Genomic DNA, 15,069 nt, shown 5'->3' with positions numbered 1-15,069 from the left:
ATAATATTTAGTAGCATTTTTTATTAATAAATAAAGCAAATGCGTCCGCTTAATTTGCTTTGTTATACTACTTGACCCAATCTGCAATTAACTTTTCAAGTGGATTATCTAGGTCAGTTATATGTCTAATTAAAAATTTTCGCTCTTCAGCTTGTAATTGGTTGGTTGCAAATAAATAAGCCCTTTTTTGCCAAGGATCCATTGCAGGAGCATCTTCTTTCAACTCTCTTAACCAATCTCCCTTTTTACTCTCTGCTGCAGCAATAATAATTTTTCTTTTTAAAAATGAAGAAGCAGTTTTATAAATATCAACTAATCTATCGATATGGTTTAATTCAGGTTCATTCCCAAATAATGAGAGTATAGATATTTGAAAATATTCATTTGACTTTACAACGTCATTTTCCAGAAGTTCTAATAACTTTCCTCCGATGTCTTTCCAATCTAATTGTACTTCTTTTGAGCTTACTGCTACGAAATACCTTGCAATTTCAGTTATTGCAGGTATCATATCTTCAAAGTTATCAAGACAAAAATTTACCGCTGCTTCATGACCAACTTGAGTCAATCTTCTTAAAAACCATCTTAATCTTATATAGTCGGGTTCGTCACTTGATAAATAATCTGAAAGAATTTTTTCAATTGCCTCACTATTAAATTCTTTCAGCTCATCATCTGACAATTCACTGAATAGAATACTCTTATATGGATTTCCATTCGAATGTCTTCTTATTATACTGAGAATATGATTTTCAATGTCATTAATAGGTCGATCTTCAATCATTTCTCTTGCATATCTAATAAAATCAGAGGATGCAATAATTTTTGTTTTACTTTTCTGTAATTGAAGTCTCTGTTGTTTATCCAAAATCCCTGCTATCTCATACAGATGTTTTCTTGCTACTGATTCGTCGTCAGTAAATACAACGAAATCATCTACAAATCTACAATACTTTATTCCTCTCGTAGATAAACTATTATCAATAGGTATAAGTGAAGATTCTGCAATTAAATGTGACGCATGAGGACCAACTGGAACACCTCGGGAAACTTTGGATGAAACGGTTTGAAATAGGTTTTGAACCCACTTATTAACTTGATTTGGAAAACCTGCAGCAATAAGTTCGTTTTCAACAGTATGATGGTAAATTTGATTGTAAAAATCAGAAATATCAACACTAAGAGCATACTTGTACTGAGATGCTAAGTATCTACTTTGATTCCAAAACTCGTTCCAAGCATCATTAGAACTATACAAATCGCCATTTGCTGAGGTATCGAATCTATAACTAAAAACTTTAGAATCATATACTGGAGACCTTCTATCTTCAATTCCTTTTCCAAATTGATACATTATTGCAGTAAAAATAATGCTATCAAGTGGGTCAAGTTGAGTAGCAGGCCGAACAGATAAATCATCTTTAGGAACAATAAATCGACGAGGTGCACCGGGCTCATGATTAGAGATATCAATATCTGCTATAAAGTCAATTGCATCGTCTCCTAACTCTTTAATAATTTTTAATTCTACTGGTTTTGGAAATAAATCGGTGTCCCCATGTTTATCAAGTGAATCGATTGCCCATTCAATAGAATCTCTATCAAGTTTCATATCGGTAAATTAATTAAAGTAGTATAACTTATGTATAATTTAAACCTACTTTAAGCGCACTGTCTAAAAACGATAAAATTCTCGCCGATGACCGACTTTAAAAAAAATTAATATACTCAGTTCTCGATCGCGAATTTCCTATAAAACCCGATACATTCCGACTCGAATACGTTAAGCATCTTTCCCTCTACTTTGAAATTTCTCAACCCGCAAGGACATGGTTTTGTCCTTTTTTGAGGAAAAAAACGCAGCCACACCAAAGATTACTGTTAGGATATATAATAAAATCATTGTAAATTCGTTGTAAACTCGTTGGTTTAAAGCCAGAGGAGGGACTATATGTTAGGTGAGCAGCAAGAGCAAACCGCAACCAACTTAAAAGTGGCGCGAAATTGGAAATCCTTTGAAGATTTCCGCAAAGCAGGAGCCAAAGCGCTTGAGCCAGTTAAAGAGGGTAAGATCGCAACCCTAAAAACAGGAACTGGTGATTACCGAATCATGTCAGAGCAGGATTTCCAAAACTTATATGGATTAGCTTGTGATGTCGCTCGGTTACAGGGAGGGCTAAGTGTAGTTTTAACTGCGGCCCGTGCCGTGCAAAAGCATAATGACCCAGAAACGGTTCAAGTTTTAATTCAAACCGTCAAAATGATGGGTAATCTATCAGCACTTCCCAGTCGCGAAGATTTCGATCATCCGCAGCTAGAAGACTCTTATTCAGAACTGGAAGATGATGATGAAATAATTGATGATCCTTCTCTTGTAGAACGTCCCGTTTAAAATAGGTAGGGTGATTCATGATTGATGATGAAGATTTCAAAACCCTTGCCAATTTGGAGCATGACCTGCACGACTTATCCCATAATCAGGAGGCAATGAGCGTTATTCGCGGTTTTGCTGAGAGTCTTGGGAAGACTAAACATCGGCAAAGGGTGTTAAATAAAAAAGGGGCGCTGGTGCGGACTCCCATTGAGTATCAAGATGCTCTGAATTGCGGAGTAATTAGCTCTGAAGAAGATGAGTTTAGTCTGTTGCAAGGTGACATCATTAGCACAGAGGCGGCTTATTTAATGGGAGAGCGATTAACGGGACATCAAAATAAATTTGCCATTGCTAGTTCTACCTGTGATTTAGTTCCAGAGAGGCGACAGTATGCTACTTTATTATGTGTCAAGCCAGTGACAAAAAACGTTTCTAAATATAAGGAAATTTTGGGCAATTTATTGAAGTTTAATTCCACAAAACAGATGTATCTTCCTCCTCTGTCCATGGATTCAGAGGAAGTTCTGTTTAATGTTGTAGATTTTGATGGTTTAGTACAAATTAAACTTGAGAATTTGCTTTTAGCAACGCGACATGCAAGTTTAAGTTTAGTGGGATGGCGGTTATTTGGTTCTCTTTTAAGTAATATTATGGTTCTTTCAACGGAAGGAGAAGAAAAAATGCGAGAAGTATTTTGGAATTTGACTTTAGCAAACCAATAACAAATAACGAGTAACGAGACTAAGGAGAATCAATTTTGGCAACAATTTTACGGAAATGGAGTTATCAATATCAATGGTTATATGACGCGATCGCGCAACTCTCTGCTTTAGCAGTAGGCGGAGAAGCCCGTTTCCGTCAACTTGCCCTAAAAGACCTTAATATTGATAACAATACCCAAATTTTAGACTTATGTTGTGGGGCAGGACAAACTACCCAATTTTTAATCAAATACTCGAATCAAGTAACAGGGTTAGATGCTTCTCCGCTAGCATTAGAACGGGCAAAAAAACGAGTTCCCCAAGCCAATTATGTGGAAGGATTAGCCGAGGAATTACCCTTTTCTGAGGCAAGTTTTGATTTGGTTCAAACCAGTGTTGCCCTCCATGAAATGAAGCCAGAGCAATTAAATCAAATTTTACAGGAAATTTATCGAGTTCTCAAACCTCAAGGAATGTTTGCTTGCATTGATCTCCATCAGCCCCATAATCCAATTTTTGTTCCTGGGTTATCTCTATTTATGACCTTATTTGAAACGGAAACTGCTTGGCAATTTGTGAAGACAAATGTACCGGAAAAACTAAGCGCGATCGGCTTTAAAAATTGTCAGCAAACTCTCTATGCAGGCGGTAGCTTACAAGTGGTACAAGCGCAAAAATAAAGAGCATAATCAAATCAAACAGAAGATTTTACTAAAAAGTATTTAACAGCTTTTGCGAAAAAATGCAAGTACAAGAAAATAAAATTAATCCTGCGAATAATTAAACCAATTCATCCTAAAATTGAGATAGTTAAAAACGTTTATAACAATGTCTGAGACTAATCAAATTCATTCAGCAGTTACTAATCTTTACAATGCCTACCCCTTTCCCCCAGAACCCTTATTAGATGAACCTCCACCTGGATATAACTGGCGATGGAGTTGGACGGCAGCTTATGATTTCTGCACAGGACGTAAACCAGCGCAACAGGATATCCGAATTTTAGATGCTGGTTGTGGCACAGGAGTCGGAACAGAGTATTTAGTCCATCTTAATCCTGAAGCCTCCGTGATTGGTATTGATATTAGCCCTGAAGCCCTAAAAGTTGCACAAGAACGCTGTCAGCGCAGTGGTGGAGCAGATCGGGTAACATTTCAAGAAATGAATGTGGAACAAGCACACACTCTTGAGGGTCAATTTGAGATGATTAACTGCGTTGGGGTATTGCACCACCTTCCTGATCCCGTAGCTGGGATTAAAGCCCTCGCTTCTAAACTTGCTCCAGGCGGAATTATGCACATTTTTGTGTATGGGGAATTAGGGCGCTGGGAAGTACGGTTAATGCAAAACGCGATCGCGCTACTGCAACCCAATGACTATCAAGAAGGGGTTAACATTGGGCGGAAGCTATTTGAAATTCTCCCCGAAAATAATCGCATCGTGAAACGAGAAAAAGAGCGTTGGGCCTTAGATAACCAACGGGATGCCTGCTTTGCTGATATGTATGTTCATCCCCAAGAAATTGACTATAATATCAACACTTTATTTGATTTAATTAAGGAATCATGGTTAGATTTTGTCGGCTTTTCTAACCCACAATTTTGGCAATTAGAACGGCTTTTAGGGGATGATCCGAAAATTTTAGAACGTGCCAAACAACTAAGTGAGCGCGAGCAATATCGACTCATTGAATCTCTTGATCCGGAGGTAACTCACTACGAATTTTTCTTATCAAAACCCCCACTTATCCACTGTGATTGGTCAGATGACAGTGAATTTTTAAGTGCTATTCCTGAGCGTCATCCCTGTATGGAAGGATGGGAAAGTCGCAACTTATTTAATGCTGATTACGAATTAGTGAGCCTTTCTGAGGAAGAGTTTAACCTGCTCAAAGCTATTAATGAAAATCGAGAAAAGCAACATTCTTTAAGGGAGATCATCACCGAAGTTGGTGGAAATGTATCTGAAGCGCGATCGCTACATAAACAGAAACTAATCACTCTTACTCCTGTTAATTCACAGTGATTCCAAATCAAAAACAGCAGCTTAAAAGTAGTGGGAGCATCTTGCTCCCTAGTAGCACAGAAGTGAATTGGAACGACTATAGCCCAAAACAGCCATATTTTTTGCCAAAAAAGGGGGAAGCCAATCACTTCCCCAAGTTAACTAGGAAATTCGAAAATTATCCTTCAACGTTAACTAACTCAATATCAAAGGTTAAATCTTGACCTGCTAGAGGATGGTTAGCATCAAGAGTAACCTTAGACTCGGCAACCTCAGTTACCACCACTGGAATTTGTTGGCCACTGGGATGTTGAACCTGTAATTGTTGACCAGGTTGAACCTCAATATCTTCAGGAATTTGCTCCCGTTCAACTTCTAGAACCATTTCCGAGCGATGGGGACCGTAGGCTTCATCAGAACTAATTTCAGCCGTCTTTGATTCTCCCGGAGCCATTCCAATAACAGCTTGCTCAAACCCAGGAATGATCTGACCCTCTCCGATGGCAAACTCTAGTGGATCTCGCCCTTCTGAGGAATCAAAAACTGTTCCATCGGCTAACTTACCTGTGTAGTGAACTTTGACAGTATCGCCGGATTTTGCTTGTACCATGTTACTCCTTATGGAATTCTACTTCTTATTTCTGCGATTACGAAATCTCCGACGCTCTCTGTGTCGGCTTATTTCTTTTCGCTTGCGTTTTTCAGCAGGAGTTTCAAAATGCCGATTTTTTTTCATATCGGCAAAAATTCCTGCCTGAGAAACTTTACGCTTAAAGCGACGTAAGGCTGACTCTATCTGTTCATTATTGTTGATAACTACTTGCGTCATCCAATTCTTTACCTAATTTGAAGATTTTAACAACGAACTACGTTTAATCCATCGGACATTAAAGCAGTTGTTTGGCTGATGCGACTGCTTACATCGCTTATTAAGCTTAACATAGTGAATCACATATAGACAAATATCTATAGCTCATTAATGAAAACTGCTCATTAAGAGTCGAATGCTAGATATGAACTTAAAATGTCTTCGATGATTTTTGTCACCTCATTTGGTTTTTCTACCATAGACATATGACCACAGTTAGAAATTTGTCGTAAATTTTCCCCACAGTTAGCAAAAAGATAATGAAAACTGGCTAAGTGTCCCACATATTTGGGTTCCATAACAGTATCTTTGTCTGCGGCAACAAAGTGAATCGGTTGCTTCAATTCGGAGACTAATTGGGGAAGACGATGAACTTCTCTTTCTGTAGTAGAATCTAGCAGTGATCCCACTGCTGCTAGGGCATCCGCTTTCACAAAGTCAATTACCCGTTGTTTTCCCCAACGTAATGGGAGAGGTTGAGCAACCATCACTCGGGTAAAGAGAAAATTAATAAAGGGAAGATAAGGTAACCATTGCGGGCGATATTTAATCAACTGTTGTCCGGCTTTACGAAAGCGATCAAATTCTTCTTTAAGATACACGCCTCCACCCGCATTTAAGCAAATTACTCCCTTAACTCTTTCTGCACAACATTTTGCCCCCCATAAGGCAATACTCCCCCCAAGAGAGTGACCGATCAACCATGCCTCGTCAATCTCTAATTGCGCTAATAAACAAGATAAATCATGAGCATAGCTTTCTAGACTATAGTCAGGGTTAGTCGTTAAACCTTTTTTAGAATCACCAAACCCCCGTAAGTCGTAGCACAAACAAGGGTAAGCGACTGTTAATTTTTCCGCTAATGGTTGCCAGTATTGACGACTCAGTAACCAACCGTGAATAAAAACCAGAACAGGGGCATTTTTTTCTGATTGAGAGGGAAGGAAATCATAGGCATGAGTAACACCATGAATATCAAGTAAGGGCATAGTTGCTGAGGTCAACAGTTACGTTTTATCCTGAAAACAGACCAAATACAGGTCTGCTCAAGATGAATAAATTAAGAGAGGGTTTACTCTATCTAGTCTATTTTAACTGTGAATTTGAGTGAATGTGAGTTCTCAAGCAGGGACAATGACACTTAACTCTTTAAAGATTCCGTTTCATGACGAGAAATTGCAACTTCGATCGCGGCATGAAGTTCTCTTTCCTTAAAAGGCTTGAGAATATAACCATAAGGTTTACTTTCTTTAGCACGTTCTAAGGTACTGTCACCAGCATAAGCCGTGAGATAAATAACTGGAAGATTATACTCTTGATAAAGTTGCGTGGCGGTATCAATGCCATCTATTTCGCCTTGGAGATTAATATCCATTAAAACCAAATTAGGAGGATTAGTTTTCACTAACTCAATCGCTTCTTCGCCAGAGGCAACTCGTCCAACTACTTCATAGCCCATTTTCTCTAAACGTCGGTTGATATCAAGAGAAACAACGGCTTCATCTTCAACAATTAAAATTTTATAAGTTGACATAATTAAAATCTCTTACGTTCAATCGGTTTCGGAAAAGTAATTTCAAAACTTGCTCCGGGGTTATTCTGAAATTTTAAACGACCACGGAGTTGTTGCGTTAAGGATGTAATTAAAGAAACCCCTAAAGAAGTAGCTTGACTAGGGTTAAAGTCTTCAGGTAAGCCCACGCCATTATCTTCCACTTTTAAGCATAAGGTTTCCTCATCTAAGAAGCCCAAGAAAATATAAATAGTGCCACGACGTTGATCAGGAAAGCCATGTTTAAGAGAATTAGAAATCAGTTCATTAACTAACAAGCCACAGGGAATGGCACTATCGAGATTTAGGGGAATAGACTCGATGTTCATTTCCGTTTGAATTCGATCGGGATTCACGTTATAGGAAGCGAGAAGATGATGGGCTAAATCACGGATATATTCAGCAAAATCAATATTAGTGAGATTTGTGGTTTGATAAAGTTTCTCGTGAATGAGAGACATAGAACTAATGCGATTTTGACTCTCTTCGAGAATAGCAAGGGCTTTTTCATCTTCCAGGGCTTGGGATTGCAGGGAGAAAATACTAGAAATGACTTGTAAATTATTTTTAACGCGGTGATGGACTTCTTTTAGTAGTAATTCTTTTTCTTCTAGAGAGGCTTTAAGTTGTTCTTCTGCTTCTTTACGTTCACTGATATCCCGACATACCCCAACAATTTCTCCATTGTCAGTAAGATTCATTGAGAGTTCTTGAATAAAGGTACTAGCATCGTTGCGTTGACCCAAAATATCGCCACTCCAGTAGCCTTCGGTTTGCAGTTTTTGGAAGATTTCTTCTCGAATGCGAGGGATTTCTTGTGCGGGGTGATGACGATACCAGGGTGTTGCTAAAAGGGCACTTGGCGACTCATAACCGAGCATTTGGCAGTAAGCCGGGTTCACATAGTGGAGTTCCCCTGCGGTATCTATAATCATAATGCCATCGGTGGCAGCTTCAATGGCAGTCAGTTGTTGTTGTAGGGTTTCTTGGGTGAGTTGTCTTTCCTTGGCAAGCGCGATCGCGGCAGCAGCAGAACTTAATAATCGTACTTCTAAACGCCCCCAATGGGTTTCTTCTTGACAACTATCAAAACTAATTACCCCAAAAAACTCGCCATGAATAATTAAGGGAATCATTAAAAAGGAGAGAATTTCACGCTCTTGGAAACAAGGTTGGATGTCTTCAGGTAATTCGGCAAGGGTTTTTTGTAAAAACTCTCCCTGTTCAAGTTGATAGTAAGCTCCCTCTCCAAGAATTTCATAATAAAAAGTAGAGGCTGCCCCATCGCTCACTGAATAAGTGTGAGGGGATTGCCATTGGGCACATTTTTGGGCGTAAACCTGACCGTGATCATCGATCGCGTTTTCATAGACATAAATTCGACTGGCTTCACAGGCTTCTCCTAAAATCGCTAAAACCTCCCGATAAAGTGTTTCATCCACTTTAGAAGCAAGTAAACGCCGTTGCACTCCTACTAATGCCTTGAGGTAGCGTTCTCGTCGTTTTAGAGCTTCTTTAGAGCGTTTGCGTTCGGTAATATCTTCAGCAATACCAGCAATCCGATAAACTTCTCCTTGGTCATCTCTTACCGGGAAAGCGCGATCGTGAATCCAGCGCACCTCACCATTCGGGCGAATAATCCGATATTCTTCATCATACTCACCACGAATTTGTTTGCGTGAGGCGAGAAGAACAGTTTCATAATCGTCAGGATGAATCGCTTCTAACCAGGCACTAGGGGTTTGGTAAACACTTTCTATACTACGTCCCCAAGTGGATTCATAAGCTGGGGAAACATACATAAAACATTTTTCCCTTAAATCTACCATCCAGAACACTTGTTCGATATTTTCAGCCAGTTGACGGAACTGATTTTCACTCTCTTTTAGGGCTAACTCCGCTTGTTTGCGTTCAGTAATATCAATGCCAATTAAAACGGCAGCACTCCCCTGACAGTACTTTTGCGTTGCCATAAGAAAACTGCGTGTTTCCCCATTTTTTATCGTACTCTCAATAACGTGGCTTGTTTCTTGTTCCGCACTAGCAAGAAATTCATCAATAAATTCCACGAAGGACGAACTATGATTAAGAAATCCAATCTCTTTACCAACAAAATCACTGGGGTGTAAATTGTGAGTAAAGGTAGAAGCTAATTGTTGATTTACCCCTAGATAATAGCCATCTGCACTCACCCAAGACACTAAACCCGGCACAGTATTAATGACAGCTCGTAATTGATCTTCAGCCTGGCGACGCTCCGTGATATCATTAAGGGTTCCTGTAATACCTGTTACCTCACCGCGGCTATTAATGGTCGCCCGCGCGATTACTTCTATCCAACAAAAGTTACCATTTTTGGTTTGAAAACGGACTTCATACCGACAATGATCTTGTTGGTTATAAATTAGACGATTAAATTGAGTTTGGTTTGAGCTATAGTCTTTAAAATAAGTATAGTTGAGAAACGGTTTGCCAATGGTTTCTGCCACTGAAAATCCTGTAATTTCTGTCCAGGCAGGATTCAGAAAAGACCATAATCCCTCTTTATCGACTTGGAAAATTACTTCTCGAATCCCATTTACCAGTGATCGGTATTCTTCTTCACTTTTTTGTAGCGCCGCTTCAGCAATTTTTCGATCGCTGATATCCTCAATAATTGCCAGTAAAGATTCAGAGCTTTCATCAGAATAAAACATTACTGACATAGTCAAGTTTACCCATACCCAACTTCCATCCTTACGGTGACACCGTTGTTCCTGAGAAAAGGTCTTAATTTCTCCCTCAACTAATTGTTGAAATAAATGGCTATTTTCAGCGAGTTGTTCTAAGTCAATTAAATCTTGGTAGTTGCAACTTAATAATTCCCCTTGGGGATAGCCTAAAATTTCACAGCCACGATGATTAATGCGCTCAAAATAACCCGACATATCTAACAAAGCCATGCCCACAGCAGCTTGTTCAAAGATGCTACGGAAGCGTTCTTCACTATTTTTGAGAGCGATTTCGGTTTGTTTACGGCTACTAATATTCTGGGTAATAACCCCAAAGTTAATAGGTATCCCAGTATAAGAGTCACGAATGATAAAGATATTGGCTAAGACAGGAAGCATCGCCCCAGTTTGATGATTTTTGATTTCAAGTTCCCCATACCATTGTCCGGTTTTAACAACACTGGAAAAAACCTGTTGATCAAAAAACTGTTCACTAGAAGCTGAGAAACAATGCTTAAGTAATAGAGGCGAGTTACTATTTGAGATTTTTAAGCCTAAAATTTCCTCTCCAGCAGGGTTTAAAAGTTGAACTCGTCCATCAAGGCTAGTTAAACTAATGAGGTCTTGGCTATTTTCAACTAGGCTTGCTAATTTCTGTCGTTCATTTTTTACTTGCTTAGTTTCGGTAATATCAATTCCTACCCCAATTAGATAGTTATCATCGTTTTCCAGAGAGAGGGGTACTTGAGTAAGGTAATAAGTGGTCTTTTGATTGTCTTTACTTAAAAAGGTAGCTTCAGTGGTAGCTTTGCCCTGGGTAAATGCTTCTTGAATTTTTTCTTCAATATGGACTTGCTCAGAGGGAATAAATAAGTCTAAAAAGTCCATTGCTTCAATTTCTTCCCGAGCGTAGCCAGTAATTTGTTCTAGTTGTTGATTGCAACGGGTACAGTAACCATTTTGATGAAGGATATAGAATACCCCAGGCAGACTTTTAATAATTGAATCAGAAATTTCCTTTTCTCGTCGCAGCTCTGCTTCTTTATTAACGCGATCGCGCAAATCCCGCCCTTCTGCAATGAGCATTACCACCTGATCTGATTCATCCCGAACTGCTTTAATGGATAAATCAATGGGAATGGGATCACCTTGTACAAGTTGTAACTCTACTTCATAGCGAATAATACTTCCAACTTTTGCCAAGTGAATAGATTGCTGCACTTGCTTTCGATCAGCCTCACGCCAACAAGGAAGTTCCCAAAAATTTGCCCCAATTATTGGTTCTGGTTCCCCTTGCGCCAAATCTAAGGCTTTTTGATTGAGATCTTGAACTTGCCCTTGAGCATTGAGCAACGCCATTAACTGAAAACTTTGATCAAATAATGCTCGCCAAGTTTTTTCACGAATAGTAAGTGCTTGTTGAACTTTGTGGGAATTCTCAGTTTCTGTTTGACGGGTTAATGCTAGCTTTTGGGGTTGAGCAATTCTTTCCTGCGCGATCGAATTACTTGGAAAATTCCCTTGGGAGTCCCACTCTAGGGCAAAATTAAGTTGTCGCGTCAGAATTTTTAATTCCGATGACAGTCGTTTCCGTTGTTGTCGTTCTTCTTGTAAAAAATCTTGCAGTTGACGAAGGCTTTTTTCCTCACCAGTAGCAATTTGATTACAAACCTCATCAAGGCGATCGCAGTTTTCTAGTTTTTCACTAAGAGTGGTAATGCGATTAAGCAGTGGCTGACAAATCATGGTGAATGAAGAGTAAGTGCAGGAGTAAATTCAATTATCTTAAACCCAACCAAGTAAAAAGATCTTGATTGCTAATGAGTTCAATGAGGAGTAAAATAACAAGCCCTAGCATAGCAAATCGCCCGTTCATCCTTTCCGCATAAGGAGTCCAACCGAAAGCAGGTTCTTCAATTTCTGGAATTAGGGATTCACTTTTAGAGGTTGATTGTTCGTTAGGTGTTTCTTGATTCATCTTTAATTACAGTAGTAACTTCCTTTATCCTTAGTGTAAGGTAATTACTTTTTCTTGACAGGGGGAAAGATGATACAATAGCCGCTACTCATCATATAGCTTGCCCTTGCTTTGATTTTGATGCTCTTAAACGATAATTTATTCTCTGCCAACTAATTATTGAAAAGAAGCAATTTTCTCTTGCCTATTATTCGTCTCTTCACTTGCGAGCCCTCAGGGGCAACCCATTTCTTTTTAGGGAATTTTCATGACTCTCTGGTGATAATTTTTACAAAAAGAGTAATTTCATCAAAATTTCACCCCTAATAAATCCATCTTCTGCTACCATTGTCGGTAATAATTGATCACCCATAACCTTAAGGTTCAATGATAGCAAATTCAAAAATTCATAAAAATACTTGCTAAATTATGGGAAAATAACGATATATTTTTAATAGGAGGAATATTTTTTAGAAAAACCTCCAAACTGAAGTAACAATCATTAAGGATAATTAACGAGTAAAGATGGATGAACAAACAGCACCATTAAAAGGTCGCGCCCTTCTGCAAAAAGTAAAAGAACTATCCCACTTACCCCGTCGGGAAACCGCTAAAGAGTGTGGTTATTACAACACCACCAAAGATGGTCAAGTTCGTGTTAATTTAACAGAGTTTTATGATGCGGTTTTAGAGGCAAAAGGAGTGCCTTTAGATCCTGATGGTGGAAAAGATGGTCGTGGACGTGAACCCACTTATCGGGTTAGTGTTCATAAAAATGGTCAAATTGTTATCGGTTCTACTTATACTCAAGCCATGGGGTTAGAACCGGGGGAAGAATTTGAAATTAAGCTCGGATATAAACATATTCGCCTAGTTCATCTTGAGGATGATATGGACAAAGCAGAGGAAGCAGAAGAAGAATTGGTTTCCTAGACAATTGCCAAGGAGGATTCCTTTTCTTCGCGCGATCGCAGACCAACCACGCCAAAAAAGCAGGTTAGCTCATTTCAAGTAAAGGAAAGGAATTACCATTCATCTAGAAGTAATTTGTTCTTTCCTTTACTCTAATCATTGGTTTTTCGGGTAATCTCACCACTAGCTATCTCTCTAACCTGACTTGCTGAAGAATAAAATTTAAAAATTGATAAAATTAAGCAATTAAAGCAGTGATTGAGAAAATTAGTGGTAAGCCTGTGTTAAAGTATCTGATTCCCATTTTCAACCCAACAAAAAGTGACTGGGCCCCCTTAGCCCGTATCATTCATTGGCTAACTTTATTATGGCTTTTCATCGGTCTGGTTGTCTTATTTTCTGCTTCTTACCCAGAGGGAGGCGACAACTTAGGAAATGGTTTATACTACATTAAGCGACAATTAATTTGGGCTTATCCGGGACTGATCCTATTTAATGTTGTTAGTGAAACCTCTCTCAAGAAGTTATTAAAAATTACCCCCATTGTTGTCCTAATTCTTTTCGCCGCCATTATTGCCACTAACATTTGGGGGGTCACCATTAATGGAGCCCAACGCTGGCTCGGAGTTGGCACTTTTCTGATTCAACCTTCAGAATTAATTAAACCCTTTTTAGTATTACAAGGGGCAATTATCTTTTCACAATGGCATAAGAGTACAATCGAAAAGCGTATCTTTTGGCTCGTTATCTTTGCCCTGATTTTAGGAGGCATATTAATGCAGCCCAATTTAAGTAATGCCGCCTTATGTGGAATTACATTATGGTTAATTGCCCTCATGGGAATGATTCGCTGGCGTGATTTAGGGATAGTTGCTCTAATCGGAATTAGTTTGGGAGTGATTAGTATCCAATTCAATCAGCATCAATTACAACGAGTGATGTCATTTCGTGATCCTTGGGAAAATATCAGTGGGGATGGCTATCAGTTAGCTCAAAGTTTAATCGCAATTGGTTCCGGGGGAACCTGGGGAAGTGGTTTAGGCTTCTCAAACCAAAAGCTATTTTACTTACCCATTCAATATACTGATTTTATTTTTGCTGTTTTTGCCGAAGAATTTGGATTCGTTGGTTGTATTGCTTTGTTATTACTGATTATGAGTTGGGCAACAGTGGGGGTTTTAATTGCTATTCAGAGCCAGACAACGATAAACCGATTAATTGCAGGGGGAGCAATCATTTTTATGGTAGGACAATCTTTAATTAATATTGCAGTAGCAACAGGGGCATTTCCCACTACGGGGCTAACTTTTCCCTTGTTTAGTTATGGGGGAAATTCTGTGTTAGCCAGTTTATTTTTAGCCGCTTTACTCATTAGAGTGGCAAGAGAAAGTAATGAAGGAACCTTACTTGAGTTTCCTCAGCCTTCTCAGAGATAATTAGCGAATAGTTTAGAAAGGACAAGTGACTGAACAATGGAAAGTGATTTTATCCTGTATCTTCAAGGGGCAGCCATTACTACAGGGGTTGCTTTTGTTTTTACCTTAATTGCCTTTATTTTTAAGTGGGGCTTTCGCTTCCGCTTAGTGGGAATTACAGGTTTTATGGCAGTTCTCACCGTGGGAATATTTGGCTTATCTTTAGGGTTATTTAGCTATACTGATGTTCCGGGGGCAGTTCCCTTTAATGTCGTTTATGATAATGGCGGCTCACAGGTAGTAATTAAATTGCCTCCCACTGTGACCGAATCAGAAGTAGAAGCAAGTTTACGCAAAGCCAGTGCTGATTTATCTTCCTATGGGCGTTTGGGGGGAGCGAATCAGACAATGACCATTCGAGCCCGAACAGTGATTCATCCGGAGGAAGGAGTTTCTAAACCGTTATACTTAGGAAAAGTCCAACGCTCTGGTTCTGAGCAAGAAAATCCCTCTCCTGAAATTTTCTCTTCAAACTTCTCAGAACTTCCCGATCGAACGAATAGCTAGTTAGGGAT

14 protein-coding genes are annotated in these 15,069 nt (G+C 39.1%); 7 read left to right on the top strand and 7 right to left on the bottom strand.

Features of this window, described 5'->3' with window-relative positions; all coding sequences use genetic code 11:
• Positions 1 to 67: 67 nt before the first annotated feature.
• The gene (locus tag FRE64_RS04385; protein WP_146294840.1) at positions 68 to 1,612 is read right to left on the bottom strand and encodes an RNA-directed DNA polymerase; all 1,545 of its coding nucleotides are present in this window, start codon (positions 1,610 to 1,612) and stop codon (positions 68 to 70) included.
• Between the two features lie 339 nt (positions 1,613 to 1,951).
• On the opposite strand from FRE64_RS04385, the gene FRE64_RS04380 reads away from it, so the two are divergent.
• The 4 genes from FRE64_RS04380 to FRE64_RS04365 all read left to right on the top strand — a co-directional run bounded on the left by FRE64_RS04380 (position 1,952) and on the right by FRE64_RS04365 (position 5,100).
• Positions 1,952 to 2,392, top strand: coding sequence for a hypothetical protein (locus tag FRE64_RS04380; RefSeq protein ID WP_146294839.1), 441 nt, complete (start codon positions 1,952 to 1,954; stop codon positions 2,390 to 2,392).
• A 17-nt stretch (positions 2,393 to 2,409) separates the two neighbouring features.
• A complete protein-coding gene (locus FRE64_RS04375) occupies positions 2,410 to 3,096 on the top strand; it encodes a hypothetical protein (protein WP_146294838.1) in 687 nt (228 codons plus the stop codon).
• Between the two features lie 35 nt (positions 3,097 to 3,131).
• Positions 3,132 to 3,755: a class I SAM-dependent methyltransferase gene (locus FRE64_RS04370; protein WP_146294837.1), complete on the top strand. Its 624-nt coding sequence runs from the start codon at positions 3,132 to 3,134 to the stop codon at positions 3,753 to 3,755.
• 148 nt (positions 3,756 to 3,903) lie between these two features.
• Entirely contained in the window at positions 3,904 to 5,100 is a 1,197-nt protein-coding gene (locus tag FRE64_RS04365; protein WP_146294836.1) for a class I SAM-dependent methyltransferase, read from the top strand.
• A gap of 157 nt (positions 5,101 to 5,257) precedes the next feature.
• Here the strand turns inward: FRE64_RS04365 and FRE64_RS04360 are convergent, their stop codons facing one another.
• The 6 genes from FRE64_RS04360 to FRE64_RS04335 form a co-directional block, all read right to left on the bottom strand.
• Positions 5,258 to 5,689 carry an FKBP-type peptidyl-prolyl cis-trans isomerase gene (locus tag FRE64_RS04360; protein WP_146294835.1) on the bottom strand — a complete coding sequence of 144 codons (432 nt, stop codon included), beginning with the start codon at positions 5,687 to 5,689 and terminating at the stop codon, positions 5,258 to 5,260.
• 18 nt (positions 5,690 to 5,707) lie between these two features.
• Positions 5,708 to 5,908 (bottom strand): 30S ribosomal protein S21, encoded by a 201-nt coding sequence (gene rpsU / locus FRE64_RS04355; RefSeq protein ID WP_146294834.1) that lies wholly within the window; start codon positions 5,906 to 5,908, stop codon positions 5,708 to 5,710.
• Between the two features lie 164 nt (positions 5,909 to 6,072).
• A complete protein-coding gene (locus FRE64_RS04350) occupies positions 6,073 to 6,936 on the bottom strand; it encodes an alpha/beta fold hydrolase (RefSeq protein WP_146297279.1) in 864 nt (287 codons plus the stop codon).
• A 152-nt stretch (positions 6,937 to 7,088) separates the two neighbouring features.
• Positions 7,089 to 7,481: a response regulator gene (locus tag FRE64_RS04345; protein ID WP_146294833.1), complete on the bottom strand. Its 393-nt coding sequence runs from the start codon at positions 7,479 to 7,481 to the stop codon at positions 7,089 to 7,091.
• Positions 7,482 to 7,483: 2 nt separating this feature from the next.
• Positions 7,484 to 11,956, bottom strand: a complete 4,473-nt coding sequence (locus FRE64_RS04340) for a PAS domain S-box protein (protein ID WP_146294832.1) — start codon at positions 11,954 to 11,956, stop codon at positions 7,484 to 7,486.
• 34 nt (positions 11,957 to 11,990) lie between these two features.
• Positions 11,991 to 12,188, bottom strand: a complete 198-nt coding sequence (locus tag FRE64_RS04335; RefSeq protein ID WP_146294831.1) for a chlorophyll a/b-binding protein — start codon at positions 12,186 to 12,188, stop codon at positions 11,991 to 11,993.
• A gap of 504 nt (positions 12,189 to 12,692) precedes the next feature.
• Here FRE64_RS04335 and FRE64_RS04330 point away from each other — a divergent pair.
• The 3 genes from FRE64_RS04330 (at position 12,693) to FRE64_RS04320 (ending at position 15,061) form a co-directional block, all read left to right on the top strand.
• Positions 12,693 to 13,100 (top strand): AbrB family transcriptional regulator, encoded by a 408-nt coding sequence (locus FRE64_RS04330; protein ID WP_146294830.1) that lies wholly within the window; start codon positions 12,693 to 12,695, stop codon positions 13,098 to 13,100.
• 260 nt (positions 13,101 to 13,360) lie between these two features.
• On the top strand, positions 13,361 to 14,515 hold the full coding sequence (locus FRE64_RS04325) for an FtsW/RodA/SpoVE family cell cycle protein (RefSeq protein WP_146297278.1): 1,155 nt from the start codon (positions 13,361 to 13,363) through the stop codon (positions 14,513 to 14,515).
• Between the two features lie 36 nt (positions 14,516 to 14,551).
• Positions 14,552 to 15,061, top strand: coding sequence for a Ycf51 family protein (locus tag FRE64_RS04320; RefSeq protein ID WP_146294829.1), 510 nt, complete (start codon positions 14,552 to 14,554; stop codon positions 15,059 to 15,061).
• Positions 15,062 to 15,069 lie beyond the last annotated feature (8 nt).

Origin of the sequence: Euhalothece natronophila Z-M001, assembly GCF_007904085.1 — a bacterium.
GTDB lineage: Bacteria > Cyanobacteriota > Cyanobacteriia > Cyanobacteriales > Rubidibacteraceae > Halothece > Halothece natronophila.
Note: the sequence above shows the minus strand (reverse complement) of the source record. Positions and strands in the feature narration are given on the sequence as shown.

Excerpts from the sequence above, each read along its gene's own strand:
- FRE64_RS04385 (WP_146294840.1), bottom strand. The coding sequence starts at position 1,612 with ATGAAACTTGATAGAGATTCTATTGAATGGGCAATCGATTCACTTGAT.
- FRE64_RS04365 (WP_146294836.1), top strand. The coding sequence starts at position 3,904 with ATGTCTGAGACTAATCAAATTCATTCAGCAGTTACTAATCTTTACAAT.
- FRE64_RS04345 (WP_146294833.1), bottom strand. The coding sequence starts at position 7,481 with ATGTCAACTTATAAAATTTTAATTGTTGAAGATGAAGCCGTTGTTTCT.
- rpsU (WP_146294834.1), bottom strand. The coding sequence starts at position 5,908 with ATGACGCAAGTAGTTATCAACAATAATGAACAGATAGAGTCAGCCTTA.
- FRE64_RS04330 (WP_146294830.1), top strand. The coding sequence starts at position 12,693 with ATGGATGAACAAACAGCACCATTAAAAGGTCGCGCCCTTCTGCAAAAA.
- FRE64_RS04375 (WP_146294838.1), top strand. The coding sequence starts at position 2,410 with ATGATTGATGATGAAGATTTCAAAACCCTTGCCAATTTGGAGCATGAC.
- FRE64_RS04320 (WP_146294829.1), top strand. The coding sequence starts at position 14,552 with ATGGAAAGTGATTTTATCCTGTATCTTCAAGGGGCAGCCATTACTACA.
- FRE64_RS04335 (WP_146294831.1), bottom strand. The coding sequence starts at position 12,188 with ATGAATCAAGAAACACCTAACGAACAATCAACCTCTAAAAGTGAATCC.
- FRE64_RS04340 (WP_146294832.1), bottom strand. The coding sequence starts at position 11,956 with ATGATTTGTCAGCCACTGCTTAATCGCATTACCACTCTTAGTGAAAAA.
- FRE64_RS04350 (WP_146297279.1), bottom strand. The coding sequence starts at position 6,936 with ATGCCCTTACTTGATATTCATGGTGTTACTCATGCCTATGATTTCCTT.
- FRE64_RS04360 (WP_146294835.1), bottom strand. The coding sequence starts at position 5,689 with ATGGTACAAGCAAAATCCGGCGATACTGTCAAAGTTCACTACACAGGT.
- FRE64_RS04380 (WP_146294839.1), top strand. The coding sequence starts at position 1,952 with ATGTTAGGTGAGCAGCAAGAGCAAACCGCAACCAACTTAAAAGTGGCG.